17 protein-coding genes are annotated in these 20,961 nt (G+C 62.1%); 6 read left to right on the top strand and 11 right to left on the bottom strand.

Annotation, left to right across the window (positions count from 1 at the left end; translation table 11 throughout):
• Positions 1–2 precede the first annotated feature (2 nt).
• On the bottom strand, positions 3–1,355 hold the full coding sequence (locus DV706_RS02580; RefSeq protein WP_006066709.1) for a cobyrinic acid a,c-diamide synthase: 1,353 nt from the start codon (positions 1,353–1,355) through the stop codon (positions 3–5).
• Positions 1,356–1,510: 155 nt separating this feature from the next.
• Complete coding sequence (locus DV706_RS02575; protein ID WP_006066710.1) at positions 1,511–2,467, bottom strand: TIGR03557 family F420-dependent LLM class oxidoreductase; 957 nt, start codon at positions 2,465–2,467, stop codon at positions 1,511–1,513.
• A gap of 152 nt (positions 2,468–2,619) precedes the next feature.
• Here DV706_RS02575 and DV706_RS02570 point away from each other — a divergent pair, with 152 nt between their 5' ends.
• Positions 2,620–3,600: an ABC transporter ATP-binding protein gene (locus tag DV706_RS02570; protein WP_006066711.1), complete on the top strand. Its 981-nt coding sequence runs from the start codon at positions 2,620–2,622 to the stop codon at positions 3,598–3,600.
• Positions 3,597–4,370, top strand: a complete 774-nt coding sequence (locus DV706_RS02565; protein ID WP_006066712.1) for an ABC transporter permease — start codon at positions 3,597–3,599, stop codon at positions 4,368–4,370. The genes DV706_RS02570 and DV706_RS02565 overlap by 4 nt, the downstream gene beginning before the upstream one ends.
• A 36-nt stretch (positions 4,371–4,406) precedes the next feature.
• On the opposite strand, the gene DV706_RS02560 is transcribed toward DV706_RS02565, so the two are convergent.
• The 5 genes from DV706_RS02560 to leuS all read right to left on the bottom strand — a co-directional run bounded on the left by DV706_RS02560 (position 4,407) and on the right by leuS (position 12,012).
• Complete coding sequence (locus DV706_RS02560) at positions 4,407–7,508, bottom strand: PAS domain S-box protein (RefSeq protein ID WP_006066713.1); 3,102 nt, start codon at positions 7,506–7,508, stop codon at positions 4,407–4,409.
• A gap of 74 nt (positions 7,509–7,582) precedes the next feature.
• Positions 7,583–8,065, bottom strand: a complete 483-nt coding sequence (locus DV706_RS02555) for a pyridoxamine 5'-phosphate oxidase family protein (protein ID WP_006066714.1) — start codon at positions 8,063–8,065, stop codon at positions 7,583–7,585.
• Positions 8,066–8,119: 54 nt separating this feature from the next.
• Positions 8,120–8,722 carry a DUF420 domain-containing protein gene (locus DV706_RS02550; protein ID WP_006066715.1) on the bottom strand — a complete coding sequence of 201 codons (603 nt, stop codon included), beginning with the start codon at positions 8,720–8,722 and terminating at the stop codon, positions 8,120–8,122.
• A 108-nt stretch (positions 8,723–8,830) separates the two neighbouring features.
• Positions 8,831–9,118: a HalOD1 output domain-containing protein gene (locus DV706_RS02545; protein WP_006066716.1), complete on the bottom strand. Its 288-nt coding sequence runs from the start codon at positions 9,116–9,118 to the stop codon at positions 8,831–8,833.
• A 185-nt stretch (positions 9,119–9,303) separates the two neighbouring features.
• Positions 9,304–12,012, bottom strand: coding sequence for a leucine--tRNA ligase (gene leuS, locus DV706_RS02540; protein ID WP_006066717.1), 2,709 nt, complete (start codon positions 12,010–12,012; stop codon positions 9,304–9,306).
• A gap of 163 nt (positions 12,013–12,175) precedes the next feature.
• On the opposite strand from leuS, the gene DV706_RS02535 reads away from it, so the two are divergent.
• Entirely contained in the window at positions 12,176–12,667 is a 492-nt protein-coding gene (locus DV706_RS02535; protein ID WP_006066718.1) for a hypothetical protein, read from the top strand.
• Between the two features lie 122 nt (positions 12,668–12,789).
• Here the strand turns inward: DV706_RS02535 and DV706_RS02530 are convergent, their stop codons facing one another.
• Positions 12,790–13,248, bottom strand: a complete 459-nt coding sequence (locus DV706_RS02530) for an SPW repeat domain-containing protein (protein WP_006066719.1) — start codon at positions 13,246–13,248, stop codon at positions 12,790–12,792.
• A 333-nt stretch (positions 13,249–13,581) separates the two neighbouring features.
• Here DV706_RS02530 and DV706_RS02525 point away from each other — a divergent pair, with 333 nt between their 5' ends.
• Positions 13,582–14,613, top strand: a complete 1,032-nt coding sequence (locus DV706_RS02525; RefSeq protein WP_006066720.1) for an FkbM family methyltransferase — start codon at positions 13,582–13,584, stop codon at positions 14,611–14,613.
• A 32-nt stretch (positions 14,614–14,645) separates the two neighbouring features.
• Here DV706_RS02525 and DV706_RS02520 read toward each other — a convergent pair whose 3' ends face one another.
• Positions 14,646–15,608, bottom strand: coding sequence for a glycosyltransferase (locus tag DV706_RS02520; RefSeq protein ID WP_049889850.1), 963 nt, complete (start codon positions 15,606–15,608; stop codon positions 14,646–14,648).
• A gap of 345 nt (positions 15,609–15,953) precedes the next feature.
• Between DV706_RS02520 and DV706_RS02515 the strand changes: the two genes are divergently transcribed.
• Positions 15,954–16,943 (top strand): glycosyltransferase family 2 protein, encoded by a 990-nt coding sequence (locus tag DV706_RS02515; RefSeq protein ID WP_006066722.1) that lies wholly within the window; start codon positions 15,954–15,956, stop codon positions 16,941–16,943.
• 73 nt (positions 16,944–17,016) lie between these two features.
• On the opposite strand, the gene DV706_RS02510 is transcribed toward DV706_RS02515, so the two are convergent.
• Positions 17,017–18,855, bottom strand: a complete 1,839-nt coding sequence (locus DV706_RS02510) for a carbamoyltransferase family protein (RefSeq protein ID WP_006066723.1) — start codon at positions 18,853–18,855, stop codon at positions 17,017–17,019.
• A 384-nt stretch (positions 18,856–19,239) separates the two neighbouring features.
• On the opposite strand from DV706_RS02510, the gene DV706_RS02505 reads away from it, so the two are divergent.
• On the top strand, positions 19,240–20,172 hold the full coding sequence (locus DV706_RS02505) for a carboxypeptidase-like regulatory domain-containing protein (protein ID WP_006066724.1): 933 nt from the start codon (positions 19,240–19,242) through the stop codon (positions 20,170–20,172).
• A 95-nt stretch (positions 20,173–20,267) separates the two neighbouring features.
• On the opposite strand, the gene DV706_RS02500 is transcribed toward DV706_RS02505, so the two are convergent.
• Positions 20,268–20,660, bottom strand: a complete 393-nt coding sequence (locus DV706_RS02500; protein ID WP_136350780.1) for a hypothetical protein — start codon at positions 20,658–20,660, stop codon at positions 20,268–20,270.
• Positions 20,661–20,961: the final 301 nt, after the last annotated feature.

Here is a 20,961-nt window from a genome sequence, read left to right as displayed (position 1 = left end):
TGTCACCGCTCGAGGCGCTCGAGGAACCGATCGAACGCCCCGCTTTCGGGGTGGACGTGGACGTAGGTGCCAAGCGAGTTGTACTCGGTCAACCCGTCGTGACCGCCGTCGATCCCGTCGCCGCGCACCGTCTCGAAGGCAAAGCGGGCGTCGGCGTCGACGCCGGCGCTCGAGTAATGAAACTCGTGGCCCCGAATCCGGTCGCCAGCGTTGGCCGTCAGCGTCCCCTCGGTGGCCTCGAGTTCGACGTGGTCGAGTGCCTGATAGCGGTCGTGCATCGTCACGTCCGCTGGCAGGATGCCGGCCATCTCGCTCGTCTCGCCCTCGGCTGTCGTCAACGACTGGCTCATGGCCATCAGTCCACCACACTCACCGAGGACAGGGAGTCCCTCGCTGGCCAGCGTTCCGAGTTCGGCGAGTGTGCCGGCCGACTCGAGTTCTGCGGCGTAGAGTTCGGGGTAGCCACCCGGCAGATAGACGCCGTCGCAGTCGGGGACGGAGTCGCCCGCAACAGGCGAGAACGTCACCAGCTCGGCCCGTTCGCGAAACCGCTCGAGGGTGGCCGGATACCGGAAACAGAAGGCAGCATCGTCGGCGACAGCGACCGTCGCGTCGACAGGATCGGCAGCGTTGGTCGGCGTCTCGGGCGCAGACGGTTCGTCTGCAACCGCGGCCAGTCGCTCGGCTGCAAGCGATTCGGCGGCCTCCCGCAGCGCCTCTCGCGGGAGTGCAGCCTCCGCGCCCATCTCGAGGCCGAGATGGCGGTCCGGGATCTCGAGGTCCGGGTTTGGCGGGATCCGTCCGAAAAACTCGAGATCGTCTGGCAGCGCGTCTCGGATCCCCTGCTCGTGGCGGCCGCCGTGGGCGCGCTGGGCGACGATGCCAGCGACCTCGATATCGCGGCCGATGGTCTCGGCGTACTGTTGGAACCCAAGCGCCGTCGCCGCGACGCTTTCCATCCCCGCTTTGGCGTCGACGACGAGCACCACCGGGAGATCCAGCGCTTCGGCGACCATCGCCGTACTCGAGCCGTCGCCGTCGTAGAGCCCCATCACGCCCTCGACGACGCAGATAGCGGGGGACGACGTCCCCCGGGTAGACGGGTGTGACCCGTCGACATCGCCCTCGCCGCGGGCGTAGTTCCGCCGGAGACCGTCCTCACCGCAGAGCCACAGATCGAGCGTGCGAGAGGGGCGGCCGGCGATCGCCTCGTGGTGGCTCGGATCGATGAAATCCGGGCCTGCTTTGGCGGGCTGGACTGCGTAACCGGCGTCCTCGAGTGCCTGGATAATCGACAGCGCCGCGACCGTTTTCCCGACGCCGGAGCTGACACCGCCGAGGACGAATCCGTTCATCATTGTAGTTGCGTTCGGACAACTGAACTTGAATCCGTCGGTGCTGCTGGGACCGTCGTTTGCTAGGTGGCCAGCGAGAGGCGCTGTTGACTGTCACAACGCAGTCGATCGAGCGATCTCATGGCTGATTCGGTCGGGCCCCTCGCCGTGGAGAGTCACCGAAACGACGGCAACACCGACTCCTCGTAGAACTCGAGCAGTCCCGCCTGATCAGGGCCGATCTGATGGACGTAGACGTGATCGTAGCCGGCGTCGATTGCCTGCTCGATGCTGTCGATGTGGGCCTGCGGGTCGGGATCAGTAACGGTCCCGGCCTCGGCGATATCCTCGCGGTCGACCAGCTCGGCCGCCTGCTCGAAGTGGGCTGGTGTTGGCAACACCTGTGGGAGCTCACCCGGCAGCGAGCCGTTGGGCCAGTACTCGTGGACGGTGTCGATCGCGTCCGCCTCAGTTTCGGCGTAGCAGACATGCAGCTGCGTGTACGTGGGCCCGTCACCGCCGGCATCCTCGTAGGCGTCGACGACATCCGCTTGTGGACCGGAACACCAGAGCCCGTCGCCGTGGTCGGCGGCCCACCGCGCCGTCTGCGGGCCGAACGCGCTTGCGATCGTCGTCGGCTGCTCGTCGGGAACGGTGTACAGGCGTGCGTTCTCAACCGTGAAGTGCTCGCCGTGGTGGCTCGTGGTCTCGCCCGTCCAGAGCGCTTGCATGAGCTCCATCGCCTCCGTAAGCATCTCGAGGCGGACGTCGTGTTCCGGCCACCGCTTCCCGGTGACGTGTTCGTTCAGGTTCTCGCCGGTGCCGACGCCGAACGTGAAGCGCCCATCGAACATTTCGGCGACGGTCCCAACGGCGTGGGCAACGTTGAGCGGGTGGATCCGGAACGTGGGACAGGTGACACCGACACCGACGTCGATCTCGTCGGTTGTCGCCGCAATCCCACCCAGCGTCGACCAGACGAACGGCGACTCACCTTGCGCCGAGACCCAGGGATGGAAGTGATCCGAGATCGAGACGAACTCGAATCCCACCTCCTCGGCATGGCGGGCGTTCTCAACGAGTGCTGTGGGGCCGTGCTCTTCGCTCGAGAGGGCGTATCCGAGTGTTGTCATGCCCGGCTCAGTACGACGACAAAACCGGTAACGATTGAGCCTGCAGGGGCAGGAACGCGCCCGTGAGAGGGCTGTGGTGTGTCGGGGATGGGATGAAAAGGCCGGGATCCGGGATCGAACCCCTTACCCGCCACGCGTGGGTAGCGCTCCGTATGGAAGCCGTAGTCGAGGCGACGGACGTACGAAAGACCTACGGCGAGACGGTCGCGCTGTCGGGAGCGTCGCTGTCCGTCGAGGGTGGCGAGGTCTTTGCACTGATCGGCCCGAACGGGGCCGGGAAGACAACACTCGTGCGCGCGCTGACGGGAACGACTGAGCCCGATTCGGGGCGAGCACGTATTATGGGTGACTCGCCGATGGCTGTCGACCGCAGCCGACTCGGCGTGCTCCCACAGAACTTCTCGCCGCCGGACCGACTCAGCGCCCACGAGCTGATCGCGTACTATGCAGGGCTGTACGACAACGCGCGTGATCCGGACGACGTGCTCGCAGACGTCGGCCTCGCCGATACGGGCGAGACGTGGTATGAGGATCTCTCCGGTGGCCAGCAGCGTCGGGTCTGCGTCGGCGCAACGCTGGTCAACGATCCAGATGTCCTCTTTCTGGACGAACCGACAACGGGGATCGACCCCGCCGGCCGACGGACGGTGTGGCGACTGATCGAAGAGCTCGCCGCAAGCGGAACGACGGTCCTCCTTACGACCCACGATATGGCCGAAGCCGAACGGCTGGCCGACCGCGTCGGCCTCCTCGCCGATGGCTCGGTTATCGCCAGAGGAACCCCCACCGAACTCGTCCGCGAACACGGCGGCTCGAGTCGGCTGACGATCGAGACGGCCGCGGGTCCCGACGCGTTCGCCGACCTCGAGTACCCGGTTGACCGGCCGGAACGTGGTCGAGGCCAAACCCCAGACAGCGTCGTTGTCGTTCGCGACATCGATCCAGTGGCGATCGCCACTGTCGTCGACTATCTCGAGCGTCACGACCTCGAGTACACCGGGCTGACGTGGTCCGAACCTAACCTCGAGGACGTCTATCTCGCGTTAGCCGACGGGACGGAACTCGAACGGACTGACCGCGCAGATGAGACGGACGATGGGGCGGATCTCCAACAGACGGGTGAGACGGCATGAGCCGCCTTGGTCGCGTCCGTGCTGAAACCAGCGCTGGATGGCGCTCGTTCGTTCGACGCCGAACGGCGGTCTTCTTTACGTTCTTTTTCCCAGTGATCCTGATCGTCATCTTCGGCGCGCTCGTGCGAACGGATCCAGCTGGCGGTGGACTGTTCGCGGAGGAGCCAGCGTACTACGTACCCGGCTATCTCGCCGTCGTCGTGCTCTTTACGCCGCTGTCGCGGATGGGTAGTGAGGTCGCCCGCCACCGCGAAGGGAACCGCTTTGAAAAGCTCGCGACGACACCGCTGACCCGCGCCGAATGGCTGCTCGCCCAAACGGCCGTCAACGCCGTGATTATCGGCCTCGCGAGCCTGCTGATTCTCGGTCTGGTGATCGCGCTGACGGGTGCCGAGATCGTCTTCACGCCGATCCTGATCGTCTACGTCCTCATCGGCGTTATCTGCTTTTGCGGTATGGGCGCGATACTCGGGAGCTACACCGACTCACAGGACGGTGCGATCGCTGCCAGCAACGCTATCGGGCTTCCCCTGCTCTTTCTCTCGGAGACGTTCATCGCCCTCGATCAACTCCCCGGCTGGTTCGAGCCGTTCGTCAACCTCTCGCCGCTGACGTACTTTGCTCGCGGTGTCCGAGCGGCGACGTACCCCGAAGCCGGCGCAGCCGACGTGGCCGGGATCGACCCTGTGCTTGCAAATCTTGGGATTCTCGTCGTCGTTGCTGGGACCGTGTTCGCGATCGGTGCCCGCTCGATCCCACGAACTGACTGACGTTCCGCTCGATCCGACTCGAGTGTTACGACGCAGTTATCGCGGTGTGTTCGCTTCTGTCTCGCCTTCCGCTAGCAGTGTAAACGAGAACGTCGCCCCGTCACCGGGCACGGAGTCGACCCAGATCCGCCCGCCGTGGCGCTCGATGATGCGTTTACAGAGCGCGAGTCCGATGCCGCTCCCGTCGTGTTCGCCGGCAGCGTGGAGTCGGTTGAACAACCCGAAGATGCGGTCTGTGTCGTCGGGGTCGATGCCGATACCCTCGTCGCTGACCGAAATCGCCCACTTGCTGCCAGCACGGTGAGCCGAGACGTCGATCCGTGGGGGGTCGTCGCCCGCGTATTCGATGGCGTTTGAGAGGATATTCTGGAACACCTGGCGCAACTGGTTGCCGTCGCCTTCGACGCAGGGCAGCGGTTCAGCAGTGATCTCGGCGTCGTGCTCCTCGATCTGGACAGCCAAGTCTCTGCGAACATCAGCGAGGACGTCATCTAACTCGACCGGTTCGAGCGGTTCGCCCCGTGTCTCGACCCGGGAGAACTCGAGCAGCCCATCGATCATCTCCCGCATCCGTTCAGCGCCGTCGACGGCGAACTCGATGAACTCCTGCCCGTCTTCGTCGAGTTCGTCGGTGTACCGTCGATCGATGAGCTGTAAGTAACTCGAGACCATCCGCAAGGGTTCTTGCAGGTCGTGGGATGCGGCGTACGCGAACTGTTCTAACCGTTCGTTCGATTCCTCGAGGGCGCGCTCGCGCGCTTTTCGGTCAGTGATGTCACGAGTGACGCCGACGCGGCCCGTTTCGCCGTCCATCTCGAGGGGAACGAACTTGTTTTGGACCGTGTGCGTTTCACTACCCGGTCCGGTGACGGCCGTCTCGAACTCGACCGAGTCGCGCTCACCAGCGACGAGTTCGTGCCACTCCGCCTCGTCCGTGTCGACGAACCGATCGCCGAAAAAGACCGAGCCGTGAGAACCAAGCAACTCTTGACGTGTCTGTTCGGCCATCGACACGAACGCGTCGTTGACGAAAACGAAGGTGCCCTCACCGTCCGTGACGTAGACGCCGTCGTTGACCGTTTCGACGATCCGCTCGAACTGTTTGAGTCGACGTTCGCGTGCTTTTCGTTCACTGATATCCCTAAAGTACACCGACAGCCCCGTCTCCGAGGGGTAGACAGCCACCTCGAGCCAGGCGTCGGCCACAGGTGAGTACTCTTCGAACGTGACTGTCTCCTGGGTTTCCATCGCCTGCCGGTACTGCCGTTCGAACGTCGAGCCAGCGGCGCTTGGGTACTCTTCCCAGACGTTCTTGCCGACCAGTTCACGATCCTCGGCGTTGAGCAACTCCGAGGCGCGCTCGTTGACGTACGTAAAATTCCAGTCCGTATCGATCGCGTTGAACGCGTCGGTAACCCGGTTGAGCGTCTGCTCGAGTTCACTCTCGAGGCGTTTTTGTTCGGTGATATCTCTGAGCGCGTACACTGCGCCGTCGAACGTCCCGTCGGCGTCGAACAGCGGACTACAGTGGGCCGACAGCCACACTCGCGTTCCGTCCGGCTGGTCGATGCCGAGCACCTCGTCGTACACTGGCTCGCCGGTCTCTTTGACGGTCGTAAACGGCAGCTCCGCTCCGGACAGCGACTCGCCGTCTTCGTCGATGAGGTTCCACCGATCGTCGTCGTGAACGTACGTCCGAAGCTCTTCAAGCGAGCGGCCGAACAGTTCTTCGGCGCGGTCGTTCGCGAAAACGTTCATCCCGTCGGCGTCGATCAGCGTGATCCCGACCGGACTCGTCTCGAGGATCCGGTCTTTCAGGTTGCGTTCGGCTCGAAGCGCCGACTCGAGTTGCTTGCGTTCGGTGATGTCACGGATGATCCCGAATCGTTTCGTTCCGCTCGCTGTCTGGTGGATCGTAAACCGGTTCTCGATCGTCAGACGCTCCGTCCCGTTCGTGTCCGTCAAGATCGTCTCCTCGAACGTCGAGCTTTGTGTCCCGTCTGCGGCCTCGAGCTGGCTGGATTCGGTCGATTCGAACGCATCGCCGAACACGACGGAGGCGTGTTGCCCGCGTAACTCCTCGCGGGAGAATCCGGTCAACTCGGCGAAGGCATCGTTGACGAGTTCGAACCGACGCTCGTCGTCGAGCACATAGATTCCATCGTAGACCGTTTCAACGATTGTCTCGTAGCGCTCGAGTGCCCGATCTCGAAGGAACTGTGCCGTAATGTCCTCGATGGCGAAGACGACGCCATCGATATCGCCGCGATCGTCGTACAGCGGTGCGCCGTTGACCGAGATCCAGACGCGCTCGCCGTCCGGGCACAAGACGCCGCTGACCTGGTCGAACAGCGGCGCTTCCGACTCGACGATCCGCGGGAACGGTAGTTCCTTGCGCTCGAGCGGTTCGCCGTCGGGTCCGATTTCGTCCCATTCGGGGTCGTCGAATCTGAGTTCGTTGATCCGCTCTCTGCTCCGGCCGAAAATAGCCTCGGCACGGTCGTTGGCAAACTGCATCACACCATCGCTGTCGACGATGGTGATGCCGATCGGGCTCGTATCGACGAGCTTGTCTTTGAGCATCGCTTCCGCATCGCGACGACGGCTCACACGGTCGCGCTCGATGGCCGACGCAAGAACGTTCCCGACGGATTCGACGAACGCCGTCTCTCCCTCGTCGAACTCACGTTTGCTCGTCGTGTATGCTCCGAGTACCCCCCACGGCTCCTCGTCCGGTCCGATGACGACACTGAGGCCACTGACAGCGTCGACCTCGCGAAGCAGCGCCGATCTGGTGACCCGCTCGTCGGTTCGCAGGTCGTCGACGACGACCGGCGTTGCCGCCTCGAGCGTGTACCCGAGCTGTGTATCCGAATCGACGGGAATCGTTGTCCGTCCGTCGTGTTCCTCGCTCCATCCATGGCCCGCTCGAAGCAAGAACTGACTGTCGCCGGATACAAACTCGAGAACCGCGCACGTATCCATCTCTAACGTCGTGGCCACCGTCTGTGTTGCGTCCCGAAACAGCGCCTCGAGATCATCACACCCGAGTGCTCGACGGCCGAAATCAGCGACGGCCTGCTGCTGGCGAACGCGACGCTGAAGTGTCGCTTCAGTACTGGTGGACGACGGATCCATCTCGCTTGGGTTAGTCGCCAGATAAGCCTAAAGGCTTCCCTCGGAATACTGCCGGCATGTCGTCGGCGGCGTCGCTACGTCCGCTTTCTGGCGTCTCCCATTCGATCTGAAAAGTCCCAGCCGTACACCACCGCGGGCTCGACCGTGATCGTCACCTCGTCGCGCTCCTCACGGAGCAGGTTCCGTGCCAGATCCGACTTCGGCCCGACCTGGTAGCGCTCGAGAAGCATCTGAAGCGTCTCCTTTTCCGGGTCCGGCTCGATCGTTGCGGTGCCCCGCCCTCTGACGCCCGTGTACGGCGGGTCGTTCGTCGACACCTCGAAGGCGACCTCGGAGTCGGCCTCGAGAAACGAGACGATGTCCGCCCCAGCCGACGTGGCACACTGCAGTCGCCAGTCGTCCCCGCTGGTTTCGGTGGACTCGTCCGCCAGTCGATACCACAGCGAACACATCCAGAGGTGGTCCTGTGGGGTCCGACAGGCGACTCTGACCGGGGCTGTCGTCTCCTCGAGAAAGCTGGTGATCGCCGACTGTGAGAGGGTTCCACGAACGTGCATAGCAGTCACAACGGGCTCGAGGCCTAAAATACCGAGCCGACGGGCTCGAGTCGGCTAAAACAGGGGTCCGATAACGATCCCGAACTCGTAGCTGTAGATGTGATTGAGCATCAGGTACGTGACGACGCCCAAGACGAGACTCAGAATCCACGAGCCGGCGGCGATGCGGCCGACCTTCGCGTGGGCGGTGTTCCGCAGTTCCGACGGGGTGTGGGTCAGCCCAAGAATCAACGCATAGAGGACGACCGGGACGGCGACGATCGAGAGGATAATGTGGATCGCCAGCATGATCAGGTAGGCGTAGTAGACCGGATCAGGACCGACAAAGAGCTTATCTCCCCCGCCCCCGACGCGGGTCAGGTAGACAACGAGGAACAGCAATATCAGTACGAACGCCGTGATCATCGACAGACGGTGTTTTTCGACCTCGCCGGCACGAATCCAGTACCAGCCGGCGGCCAGAAACACGGTCGTCGCCGCATTGATGACTGCGATGGCATGGGTGAGCAGGTTGACCTGTCCCTGCGTGAGATCCGGATAGATCGGAAGGTCGAGAAGGAACGTTCCAATGACCAGCGCATAGCCGACGATCGTCAGCGCGATCGTGGCAGCCAGTGGCTGTTCTCGAAGCCGTCGTCTCGCGGTGGCGGTTGCCATTATGCTGCGTTAGGACAGGCTCCGTATCTGTCTTGCTGTTCCCGACCAGAAAACTCGCGTCTCACCTTGCCGGTGAACCAGCAGTCGTGTCGACACCACCGCACGCGATCAGTCGATCGTCTTCTCGAGTGTAACCGACCCGTTCTGTTCGACGGTCACGTCGTAGCCACAGAACGGAAACGAGACTTGCCCACCGGCTCGTGGTGTGCCGTCGGCTCGAGGCGCAAACAGACGGTCGAGCGCCTCTGGATCGACAGCGGCGTGTAACGATTCGTACGTTGGTGGCCGCACCTGTCTGGTGGGAACGTCTTCTGCTTCGGCGATCGCTTCGACGACTGCTTGACTCGGTTCGTTCCGATTCGGTCTGTCGACATGATCGTGGCCCCCCGCAGTCATATTGCCACTGTATCAAACCCGATGAAATAAAACTGTCTTTCTCCGATTTATTTCTGACAGGAACACGACCGCTGATTACCGGTATTGGAGCGTACAGCCCCGTTTGGTTATCTGGCTATCGTGAGTCGATAACACCACTCCCCTCGCTGTCACTCACACGGCCCACCTCGAGACACGACGGGCAGCTAGCTGATATGAATCGCTGGCTTGCCTGGCCGGCTGCTTCCAACCGAATCGTCGCCATCGGTCGCCCGTCGGACGACCACATCGGCGCCAAACTCGTCGGTGAGCAGCCACGCGCTCTGCTCTGCGATTGCCAGTTCCTCTTCGGCATCGAGGAGCTGTTCGAGCTCCGTCCGTCCGACCTGTTCGGCCAGGTCGACGACAAACGTCGCGACGGCCTCACGATCACCCTCGAGATCGGCCGCCAGGACGCGGTCGACGAGCGAGCCAGTATCGACGTCATCAATGGTTTCGTCGGTGGCTTCAGCGACGAGCCGTGCCACGTCGTACTTCCAGTCTTGGGCGATAACGAGCTCGATCTGTTCCGGCTCGTCGATCGCGGCGACGTCGACGATATCACGGACGTCTGCAAGCGTCGACTCGACGAGTTGGCGCTCGAGTCGGTACTGGCTCACGTCGCGTTCGGCTGTTGGCCAGTCGGCTTCGACGACCAGTCCCTCGCCGCGGAGCTTGTTCCACAGCTCCTCGCCGAGGTGGGGTGCCATCGGCGAGATCAGGGCTGCGAGTGTGAGCAGGCCACGTCGGTAGATCTCCTCGTGTGGCCGATCGTAGGCCCGGTAGCGCCGAAGTCGCCGTGCCAGCTCCTGAATCTCTGTGGCAGCGCGGTGGAACCGGAACCGCTCGTACTCGTCGGTCACGGCGGCGATCGTCCGGTCGATTTCCCGGGCAATGTACTCGTCGTGGGCTCGCGTCTCGATGCGGGTGTCGCCTTCTTCGACGAACGTGGACGCCATATCGTAGAGCGTCTGCTGGAGATCGTAGGCTCCGCGAACGTTGTTTGCGGTCCACTCGAAGTCCTGTTCGGGGTGGGCTGCCGAGAGGACGAACAGCCGCGTCGTCTCCGCGCCGTACTCCTGTGGCGCGACGACGTTGCCTTTCGAACTGGACATCTTCTCGCCGTCGTACAACACCGTCCCCTGACTCTTGAGCTCCGTGATGGGTTCGCGTCGATCGAGCAAGTCCAGATCCGCGAGCGCCCGTGTGAAGAATCGTGTGTAGAGCAGATGGAGGATCGCGTGTTCCTCGCCGCCGACGTAGACGTCGACCGGCAGCCACTCCTCGGCCAGTTGGGTGTCGAACGGAGCATCCTCGAGATCCGGCGAGAGAAAGCGCAGGTAGTACCACGAGGAGTCGACGAACGTGTCCATCGTATCCGTCTCGCGGCGGGCCGGGCCGCCACACTCCGGGCAGTCGGTCTCGCGGAACGACTCGTGTTCCTCGAGTGGGTTCCCGGTGGTGCGAACGAACTCGGGGAGTTCGACCGGCAGCTCCTCATCCGGCACGAGCACGTGGCCACAGTCCTCACAGTGGACAACGGGAATCGGCGTCCCCCAGTAGCGCTGGCGGGAGATCAGCCAGTCTCGCAGCCGGTAGGTGACGTCTTCCGCGAGGGCGTCGTGGTCGGCGACGATCCGTTCTCGAGCCGTCTCGCTCGCCACGCCGTCGTACTCGCCGCTTGCCTCGAGGACGCCCTCGCCGGTGAAGGCCCCCTCCTCGAGGTCGAGCGGCGTGTCACCGTCGGGGACGATCACGCCTTCGACCGGCAGGTCGTGTTCGCTCGCGAACGCGTGGTCGCGCTCGTTGTGAGCGGGAACGCCCATCACTGCGCCGGTGCCGACGTCCTCTAAGACGTAGCCAGCCACGTAGACGGGCAGTTCCGCCCCGGTGAGTGGGTGAATCGCCGTCGCATCCGTCTCGATTCCAGACAGGCCGACCTCGCTCGGATCGCGTTCGCGGGCGTCTTCGATATAGTCGGCCACCTCGTCGTCGGCTTCGGCGAGCGCTCGAGCGAGGTCGTGGCCGGGCGAGACCGCGAGATACGTCGCCCCATGGATCGTCTCTGGCCGCGTGCTAAAGATGTCGACGTCGCCGTGGTCGGCGACCGCGAACGTGATCCGTGCGCCCTCCTGACGGCCGATCCAGTTGCGCTGGATCTCGCGGACGCCTTCGGGCCAGTCCTCGAGGTCCTCGAGGCCGTCGTAGAGTTCTTCGGCGTAGTCCGTAATCGTGAAAAACCACTGGTCGAGTTCGCGCCGATCGACGGGTGTCTCACACCGCCAGCAGACGCGCTCAACCTCGCGGTTCGCGGCGTCGCCGCTCGCTGACTCCGAGGTCTCACTGCGTTCGACCTCGCGTTCCTCGACCTGTGCTGCGGCGAGGACGGTCTCGCAGTCAGGACACCAGTTGACCGCTGCCGAGTCGTACTCGACGAGCCCTGCCTCGTAGAGGCGTTTGAACAGCCACTGATTCCACCGGTAGTACACCGGCTCGCAGGTCGTGATCTCGCGAGACCAGTCGTAGCCAAAGCCCATGGTCTCGAGTTCCTCGCGCATCCGGCGGATACACGCCTCCGTCCAGGATTGGGGATCGGTCTTGCGCTCAAACGCGGCGTTTTCGGCGGGCAGCCCGAAGGCGTCCCACCCCATGGGGTGGAGGACGTCATCGCCTTGCATCCGGCGATATCGTGAGTACGCGTCGGTGATCGCGTAGTTGCGAATATGGCCCATATGGAGCGTTCCGGACGTGTACGGAAACATTCCGAGAACGTAGGTTGGGTCGTTGGCGTCCTCGGGCAGCGCATAGACGTCGTCGCGCTCCCAAACATACTGCCAGAACTCCTGGACTTGCGCGTGATCGTAATGGTTCGTCATAGTAGCGAGCAGTCTTGGGGAGTACTGGGTGTGCCGGCTATTTCATTGTTCGGCTGTTCACAACGGGGTTCGTGTACAACGCTGCCCGAGACAGCCGTCTCGAGCGGGTGGCTGTTGGCTGACCGTAACAAAGTCGATCGGAACCGAACCGCAGTCTCACCGAATGGCACGTTCACGCGATGCGCCGGAGGCGACACCGACGACGGTACTCGTGACTATCGTGGTCGTCTTGCTCACCTTTGTCGCTCTCGGGCTCCTCTTCGCCCCCGCTATGGGACCCGACCAGCCGAGTTCGACCGACGACTCCGAATCCGAGCAGCCGGAAAGCGACTCGAGTGATGGGATGACGGCTGCCGAGAACACCAGCAACGGTTCTGACGCTGGGCTGAACGATGAGGACACAGTCGATGGTGCTACCGAACCGGCTGCGGGGGAGCAACCGGTTTCGGACGTCAATAACCGCTCTGATCCGTTCGACGGCGACGACCCGGCGGAGTTGGTCGAGGGAGAGCCACCGAGCGGGCTGGATGACGGACCGTTCGATGACGACGACGGACCGCCAAGCGATGTTGGTCCGCCAGCGGACGCTGGCCCGCCGAATGATGTCGGTGCACCCGACGATGCTGGGCCACCCAACACTGCCGGTCCACCGTAAGCCATCGCAGACGGAGAACACCGCTGGTGCTGGCTGATACGGCGTGCTGTCTCGAGTTCCCGACGCGACCGCAACATCCTGCGATCGCGCCGGCACTGACGGACAACGGCCCGTATGAGAGATCAGCTCGTTCCGGCTGCCGTCCCAGCCCGGACAGCCGTCCGCGCTGCGTACGCGATGTACCCAGCGAGTACTGCCATGATGATACCTCCAATCACGTTACTCCAGACGAGTCCCTGGGCTGCGACATCGAGTCCGTCCATCGCGAACTGCCCCTCGAAGGCAAACGGAGTGGCAATGGTCCACAGCGCAAGCAGGGCGACGAGTGACATCACGCCGGTACTGGTCGAGTAGCCGTTGGTGAGTCGATAGTAGTTGTATCCCGCGAGCAGGAAGATGGCTGCTCCCACCAGGACGTTGTTCCATGCCATAGACGCCGCGCTCTCGTAGATCGCCGGTGAGATGGCGATCAACAGGCCGATTACGGAGACGATGCCACTGAGCCATTTCTGGCTCTCCGGTTCACCTTTGCCTCGGGTGCGTGTCTCTCCAGTTGGATCGCTGGTCGTGGGTTCGCTCATAATGATCGCCAGCTAAACGACGGCCGGGACCTCGCAAAAAGCGTCGTGACTGTTCCAGTCTGCCGCTCAGGCCCAGACTGAAACCGCCATCCAGCGCCACTGATCCGTGCAGTTGGCGCGCTCGAACAAGATCCGCTTTCGCCGCGCCAATCAGCTACTGGTCGCCCACCTGTGACTCGGTTAATACCTGGTTACTCCAGCCCGGATTCGAGTCCGTAAATTGCCGTCGTCTCACTGACCGAAAGCGCTCTCCAGACTTATCTACACGTATGAAATACCATCACAGCCACGTATGGGCGCTCGACTGAGTTGGACACTGTCACAACCGATTCGATGAACGAGAGCCAAACACCGACGACGCGGCTCCGCTCGACAGCTGGCAGAACGTCGCGTATCGCACGACATCTGCGTCTCGAGGGCCGGAAACTCGGGCGGTTGCTGCGTGCAGGTCAGCCCGGTGCCACCGTCGGATTCGCCACGGAACTGCTCACCGGCTGGAACCCGTACTACGAATTTCGACTCGAGGACAGCCGGTATCAAGCAGTCGAGATCGCCGATCACGAACTGATCGTCGATACGGCAGACGCCGGCATCTCGCGAACGCTACTTGCCTACGGCGTCCACGAGTACTGCTCGACTGTCGCCTTCAGACGAGCGCTCGAGCGACTCGCCGAGGATGTCGACGGCCCACTCCACGTCCTCGAGATCGGCGCGAATATCGGGTATTTCTGTGCGATCGAGGCCGAGATCCTCGGCGATCGAGCACGAATTCACGCAGTCGAGCCGATCCCGTCGAACGTCGACCTCCTCACACAGAACATCGCGCACAACGGCTACGACGACGTGACCGTCGTCGAACAGCTTGCTTTCGGTGACGAGACCGGAACTGTCGAGATGGAACTGAGCACGCACTCGAACCAGCATCGAGTTCGTGACCCAAAATCGGGTGACGAAACGCGAGCCGAGAGCAGCGAAACCATCTCGGTCGAGCAGACGACGGGGAATCGATATCTCGCCACCCGTGACCTCGCCCCAGAATCGATCAACGTCGTCCGATTTGACGTCGAGGGCTACGAGCGTGACGTCCTCGCGGGACTGACTGACGTTCTCGAAGCCTCCGGACCAACGCTCGTCTACGTCGAACTCCACCCGCTCGAGTTGACTTCGGAATCGAAGACAGAACTCATCAATCGATTTGCGGACACTGGCTTTGAGGTCGTTTCGGCGGTTCGGACCGATGCTGCGGCCGGCGTCCCCGACGAACGTCGCTGGCACGGCCTCGAATGCGATGTCGATGACATTGGCGACCTTCGGCGGGCGATGGCTGAGAGCGATCACTCAATCGAACTCATCGCACGGAAGTAACGTGCGAACTACGGTCGGGCCGGCACACTCTCTTAACGTGGGAGCAGACGCCGCCGGACCATCTCTTCGAGCCGACCGATGCCGTTCGAAACGTTTCGTGCGTACGACAACAGATAGAAGCCGGCCTTCTCGCGACGGGAGAGTGCCTCCCAGTCGTCGATCGCTCGGAGCTGCTCGAGTCGTGGCGGGAGAAACGGCATCGGGTTGAGCGCAAGCGGGAGCCAACTGTCGTACTGATCGGGATGGAACGTTCGCAGCTGGTAGAGGCCGCGCCCGATCCGGCGTGACTTTCGTACCATCGCATCGGTCGTCGAGCGAGTGGGATGGTACATCGTCACCTCCGGGGCGAAGTGGAGCTCTCGACCCGAATCACGCACTCGATTGCCGAACTCCCGATCGCCACCCGAGATCAGTCGTGGATCGAATGCGCCGACGTCATCGAGAACTGTTCGATGGACGACCAGACAACACGTCGGTGCGAACTCGAGCGTCTCGATGAAGTGGCCAATTGGGAAGGCAGTCTGCAGATTGAACCGCTCGGCGATGGACTCACGGTCTTCCGAGGGCAGCATTTCGACGTTACAGCCCATGTACTCGGCATCAGTGTCCGCAAACGCCGTGATCGCGTCCGCGAGCCACTCGGTTTCGACCAGCATATCGGCATCAACGAACGCGAAGATCTCGCCGTGTGCATGATCGATGCCCGTATTCCGTGCCGCGTAGGAACTCTGTCTGTCTTCTTCGACCAGAAACGTGACCTGGTCGTGTTTGTCCGCATACGCCCGCGCAACCGCTGGTGTTTCGTCCGTCGAGTTGTTGTCGACGACCAGGATCTCGTGTGCAGCGTCCGGATACGTCTGTCTCGTCAGCGAGTCGAGCGTGTCTCGAAGCCCCGACGGATCGTTATAGACCGGAACGATCACTGAAACCGTTGGCCATCTGTCGCTGTGCCATGCATCCATCCGTCGATCCTCGTGTGTGCTGTCTGCGTTCATGAGCGACTGTAGTCGGGCGTGTCCTCGATCGCTGGTCAAACACTCGAGCAGGATCGCCAAAAGTAGCGACACCCTTCGCGCCACGACGATCACAGACTCACGACAGTAATCCATCCAAAACGGTCTCTATTCCGCCGCATCCAGTCAACTGAGCACGAATGTGTCTCTTCACGATCGACTCGAGCAATCGGTCTCTAACTCGCGACAATCACGGTGAAGCGATCGTGAAATGGTGATAATCCTGCGCATGAATAAGTACTGTCTGCTGATGAGTTCAGCTATGTCTCTCGTAGCGCGCACTCACAGTCTTGCCTGTCGGGGCCGACCAGCAGGTGAGTCACGGAGATGACGCTCGTCAGTGTTATTATCCCGACCTACGATCGACCCTCGTTTATCGACGGGGCCGTCGAGACTGCACTCGCCCAGACCCACGACGAAATCGAAGTCGTGATCGTCTGCGATCCTCCTGTCGACGAAACACAGGCCGTCCTCGAGCAGTACGCTGCTGACGACCGTGTACGGCCGATCTACAACGACGAGCGCCTCGGAATCGCGGCCAGCCGGAACCGGGCGATCGAACACGCCAGGGGCGAATATATCTGTATTCTGGACGACGACGACCGCTGGGCTCCAGAGAAAGTCGAAACACAACTCGCCGTCATGGCGGCGCAGCCGGACTGTGGCGTCGTCTACACTGGTGGCCACATCAGACAGAACGGCCGGACTGTCGGTTCGTATACGCCATCGATGCGTGGTGACATCTATCCGGATATCCTCGCCCAGTTCGATCTCAAACCGTACTCGAGCCACATGATCCGGACTGAGTGTTTCGAGACGGTCGGCACGTACGACACTGACTTCGAACGCGGCGAAGACTGGGACCAGACGATTCGGATCGCCCGCGAGTACGAGTTCGAGTACGTCGACGAACCGCTAGTCGTTCGCCAGTTTCACGACCACAACGTCACGACGCAGATGGCCGATGACCGACCCGAACGGCTCCAACTCGATCTCGACGAGGCTGGGGATATCTCGGGCAAAATCTGGTCAAAATATCGTGACGAGATCGAACGCCACCCGGCCATCGAACGCCGCCTCCGATACGGCCGCCACGTCTCATACGGTTGGGCAGAGATCTCCCGGAACAACCGACGGCGGGCGTTTCGATACGGCCTAGAAGCCACAAAGCACGGGCCGACGGTCACCGGCCTCGCGATCTGCTGCTTTGCTGTTCTGGGATCGTCTGCGCTCGATTTTGCTCGGTTCGGTCGGGATGTTGTCACAGATACCCAGCTCGAGCGGTCGGCCGAGGGCTTACTCGAGCCACAAACGTAATCGACGACAGATGAGTCGACCGACCCGAACGCGACAACCAGTCACTCGAGTCAAACCGGTCGGTTTTTCGAGATTACTGTACCAGTTGCTCGCCAGACCGTGGTCCTGTTGCTGTCTCGTCGGTGCCTGACTCCTGTTCCCCGGCGGCCGGGTTGACGGTTGCTTCGCCGATCCGGTCTGGGTTGTCGACCAACTGTGTCGGCTTTTCGAGAACGTAGTCTCCAAGAACGAGCAGATCGAGCCCCATGCCGTAAAAGTCCTTGACCGCTTCCGTCGGCGTGTTGACGATCGGCTCGCCGTGGTCGTTGAACGACGTGTTCAACAGCACCGGAACGCCCGTGATGTCCTCGAACGCCGAGAGCAGACGATGGTATCGTGGGTGCTGGTCTTCGCGAACGGTTTGTGGGCGCGTCGAGCCATCTGCCGGGTGGACGACTGCCTCGAGTTCGTCCAACTTCTCGGAGCGGACGTCGTACGCATCGATCATAAACGGCGCAGGCTGGCCATCGACGAGATACTCCTCGGCGGCCTCCTCGAGCATCGAGGGAGCGAACGGGCGCCACTCCTCGCGGTGTTTGACGAACCGATTGACGCGATCACGCGAGGCAGCCGTTCGTGGGTCGGCGAGAATACTTCGTGCCCCCAGCGCCCGTGGCCCCATCTCCATTCGGCCCTGGAACCAGCCGACAAGCGCACCGTCGGCGAGTCGCTTGGCGACATATCCCTCGAGATCGTCTGGTTCTGCGTACGCGATCTTGTTCGTCTGGAGCCGCGATTCGATCGCCTCGAGATCGTACTCGGGACCGAAATAGACCGTCGACAGGGGCTCGACCGACGCAGGGTCCTGTCCGATCCAGCCCGCACCGAGTGCGAGTCCAGCATCGTGGGCGACAGGCTGGACAAAGACGTCATCGACGACGGTGGCCTCACGAACCCGTTTGTTGAGTTTGCAGTTGAGCGCGACCCCGCCAGCGAGGGCGACGTTTCCGCTCTTGACCGTCCCCGAATACGCCTGGACGATATCGAGGACGATCTCCTCGAGCAGTTTCTGTGCCGTATACGCCAGGTCTTTCTCCCACTGATCGAACTCCTCCGGCGACGCCTTTCGCGGGCGGCCGAAGACATCCTCGAGTAGACTGACGCCGTGGCCGGTGCCCCAGCGTTTGGTCACCTCGGTCACGTCGTAGTCTGCGCCGACGTCGATCAGCTCGCGCAACGTCCGCTCGATCGACGGGTTCTCCTCGCCGTAGGGTGCGAGTCCCATCACCTTGCCTTCGCCGTTGAACATCCGGTAGCCGAGATACTCCGTAATAACTGCAAAGAAGAGACCGAGACTGTTCGGATGCTCGTACGTGTGCACGCGAGTCAGTCCAGTTTCGTCGCCGCGCCAGACGACAGTCGAGTCGTACTCACCTTTTGCGTCGATCGTGACGACGAGCGCCTCGTCGAACCCCGATGGATGGAACGCGCTGGCGGCGTGACAGCGGTGGTGAGAGCGCAGCTCGATCGGTGGCACCGGTGTATCGATCTCGGCAAGGCGGTGTTCGATCTGGCGCGTCGGTGCCAGCCGACTCTGGGCTTCGGTGACGATCGTGTTCTCGAGTGCGGAGAGCGTTCTCGTCAGACCAGGTGCCCGGAGCGCGTCGGTGATGTAGTGTGAGCGGATCCGAGCGCGGAGGCTGGGATCGTACGGGAGGATGATCGTCCCGAGATCGTCGAACTCGAGGTTGCGGTAGTCGAGACAGGCTTCGATGGCGTTCGTCGGAAACGTCTCGGTGGCGTGTTTCTCTCGAGTCAACCGCTCCTCTTCGATGCCAAAGACTGGCGTTCCATCTTCGAACAGGACAGCACTGGGGTCGTGCTGTCCGTACAGTCCGATCGCTGGTTTGAACGCGAGTCGATAGTCACTCATCTTCGTTGAACATCTCTCCCCACCGACTGATACTATGAGCCTATTAAATGCCCTCTCGAGTGGGCTTCGGATGACGGTTCTGGCTCGGTTTTGGCTGGTCAGTGGCCCGTCGGCTCGGACGACACAGAACAGTCGGCACACGATGTGACAATTGGTCCGAAAGTGGTTATCGTCCCATCGCCAGTGGCAGACGTGCTCGCGGCCGATACCGGGAGTTCTGATCCTCGTCCCGGGACAGTTCACGTGAGCTGAACGGTTTTAGCAGCCGTATAGTGAACTGTAGCGCTGAGAAACTGTCTGCCAATGCACCGAATCGTGCGTCACGACTGCCCGTGTAGTACACACCGCAGACGACTATCCGCGTTCTAAAACCAGAGATCGATTATGCGTCGCAACGTCCGACAACAGCGTTCGGAGACACGATCGATTCAGACGAGTATCCAGATACTGCTCACTGTCAGCGGCGTGGTGTTGTTAGCCGCTGGACTCGTACTCGCTGCGGGTGGTGGTGCCGTCGGCGGTGCAATCGGCTCTCTCAGCGACGACTGGGGCAGTTCAGAATCGACTGCCGAGGGTGATGCGGCCGATGCCGATGCCGGTAGTGATGACTCGGACGACGAAAGCGGCGAGAGTAGCGATGACGGCGATAGCGATGACAGCGACGACGAAAGCGGCGAGAGTAGCGATGACGGCGATAGCGATGACAGCGACGACGGAAGTGACGAGAGTAGCGATGACGGCGATAGCGACGACAGCGACGACGGAAGTGACGAGAGTAGCGATGACAGCGATGACGACGCCGATAACGAAACGCACACGCTAACGGCAATCATCGAAGACGACGACGGTGAGCCGATCGACGACGCCACCGTCGACGTTGACGGCTCCGAAGACCAGTTGGTCGACGAGGACGGTGAAGCCGATTTCGACCTCGAGGACGGTGAGTACACGGTTACTGCCTCTGCAGACGGCTACGACGAAGCTGAAACCGACGTCGAGATCGACGGTGACGACGAAACGGTGACGCTAACACTCGAGGCAGATGACGATGACGACGAGACACACACGTTAACAGCCGTCGTCGAGGACGACGATGGCGACCCGATCGAAGACGCCACCGTCGAAGTCATGGAAGATAATTTCTTCTCCCCGACGGTCGCTGAGGAGGAGACCGACGAGGACGGCGAGGCCGAGTTCGACCTCGAGGACGACGACTACACAGTGATCGCGGTTGCGGACAACTACGACGACGCTGAAACGGATGTCGAAATCGACGGCGACGACAAAACGGTGACGCTGACACTCGAAGAGGACTGAGCGGCGCTGTCAGAATCGGCTCCTTCTCGGCAGCAGTACTCGAGACTCGAACAGTGAACAGTGCTGTTTCGTGTCCGCTTCCACGGCTCGAATCGCTACGCAGCGCCCTGTCGACGTCGGTAGACGACACGCTGAACGAGGATTAGACCGGCGAGCACGGCGCCGCTGAGTAGCGTCAAAAACCCACCCCAGAAGACACCGCCCGTGGACGACGCGGACAACGTGTACACACTCGTCGCTGCGAGCCACAGCGTCACCGCGCCGACGGTCGCGATGGTGACCGACCCAACGTTGAGCCCTTGGTGGATCGGTTCGAGGAGTGCAACGAAACCGAGCGCACCCGGCACGAGCAGCTCCGGATTGATCGGGAGTGGCCCAAGCGTCGGCCACGACGGATACGGCCGTGGCAGTCCAAGAAACGTGCTGATGGCAATCAACAGGACGAACGCAGCGAGGAGGTGCTGAGCTACACGGAGTTGCGAGGACATGCGCTTCTCAACATTCATGTCGCGTGACATAAATGTTCGTCCAGTAGCCCGTCTCTCCGAACAGGTTCGGCCAGCACGCTTTCCAGGAGTCGACTCGAGAGTCACAGTAGACGCTGGATACAAAGAGAGGCCACCATCGAGGGCGTGGATAGCAACGACTGCTCCGTGCACACAGTAGCGCAATGGCTCGATTTGAGACGGACCGAGTCAGTAGCACTCGAAGCGCGGTCTTCGTCACAGCGCCAGGATGAGACGCATCCGGGAACTGACGGCCGTCGCTCGCGGCTCGAAGCCTCGTCGC

The sequence above is a fragment of the Natronorubrum bangense genome, from assembly GCF_004799645.1.
Lineage (GTDB): Archaea > Halobacteriota > Halobacteria > Halobacteriales > Natrialbaceae > Natronorubrum > Natronorubrum bangense.
Note: the sequence above shows the minus strand (reverse complement) of the source record. Positions and strands in the feature narration are given on the sequence as shown.

Bases quoted from the DNA above. Each gene is read 5' to 3' on its own strand.
- DV706_RS02545 (WP_006066716.1), bottom strand. From the start codon at position 9,118: ATGACTGCGGGGGGCCACGATCATGTCGACAGACCGAATCGGAACGAA.
- DV706_RS02550 (WP_006066715.1), bottom strand. From the start codon at position 8,722: ATGGCAACCGCCACCGCGAGACGACGGCTTCGAGAACAGCCACTGGCT.
- DV706_RS02535 (WP_006066718.1), top strand. From the start codon at position 12,176: ATGGCACGTTCACGCGATGCGCCGGAGGCGACACCGACGACGGTACTC.
- DV706_RS02520 (WP_049889850.1), bottom strand. From the start codon at position 15,608: ATGAACGCAGACAGCACACACGAGGATCGACGGATGGATGCATGGCAC.
- DV706_RS02565 (WP_006066712.1), top strand. From the start codon at position 3,597: ATGAGCCGCCTTGGTCGCGTCCGTGCTGAAACCAGCGCTGGATGGCGC.
- DV706_RS02530 (WP_006066719.1), bottom strand. From the start codon at position 13,248: ATGAGCGAACCCACGACCAGCGATCCAACTGGAGAGACACGCACCCGA.
- DV706_RS02510 (WP_006066723.1), bottom strand. From the start codon at position 18,855: ATGAGTGACTATCGACTCGCGTTCAAACCAGCGATCGGACTGTACGGA.
- DV706_RS02575 (WP_006066710.1), bottom strand. From the start codon at position 2,467: ATGACAACACTCGGATACGCCCTCTCGAGCGAAGAGCACGGCCCCACA.
- DV706_RS02515 (WP_006066722.1), top strand. From the start codon at position 15,954: ATGACGCTCGTCAGTGTTATTATCCCGACCTACGATCGACCCTCGTTT.
- DV706_RS02505 (WP_006066724.1), top strand. From the start codon at position 19,240: ATGCGTCGCAACGTCCGACAACAGCGTTCGGAGACACGATCGATTCAG.
- DV706_RS02525 (WP_006066720.1), top strand. From the start codon at position 13,582: ATGAACGAGAGCCAAACACCGACGACGCGGCTCCGCTCGACAGCTGGC.
- DV706_RS02570 (WP_006066711.1), top strand. From the start codon at position 2,620: ATGGAAGCCGTAGTCGAGGCGACGGACGTACGAAAGACCTACGGCGAG.
- leuS (WP_006066717.1), bottom strand. From the start codon at position 12,012: ATGACGAACCATTACGATCACGCGCAAGTCCAGGAGTTCTGGCAGTAT.
- DV706_RS02580 (WP_006066709.1), bottom strand. From the start codon at position 1,355: ATGAACGGATTCGTCCTCGGCGGTGTCAGCTCCGGCGTCGGGAAAACG.
- DV706_RS02500 (WP_136350780.1), bottom strand. From the start codon at position 20,660: ATGTCCTCGCAACTCCGTGTAGCTCAGCACCTCCTCGCTGCGTTCGTC.
- DV706_RS02560 (WP_006066713.1), bottom strand. From the start codon at position 7,508: ATGGATCCGTCGTCCACCAGTACTGAAGCGACACTTCAGCGTCGCGTT.
- DV706_RS02555 (WP_006066714.1), bottom strand. From the start codon at position 8,065: ATGCACGTTCGTGGAACCCTCTCACAGTCGGCGATCACCAGCTTTCTC.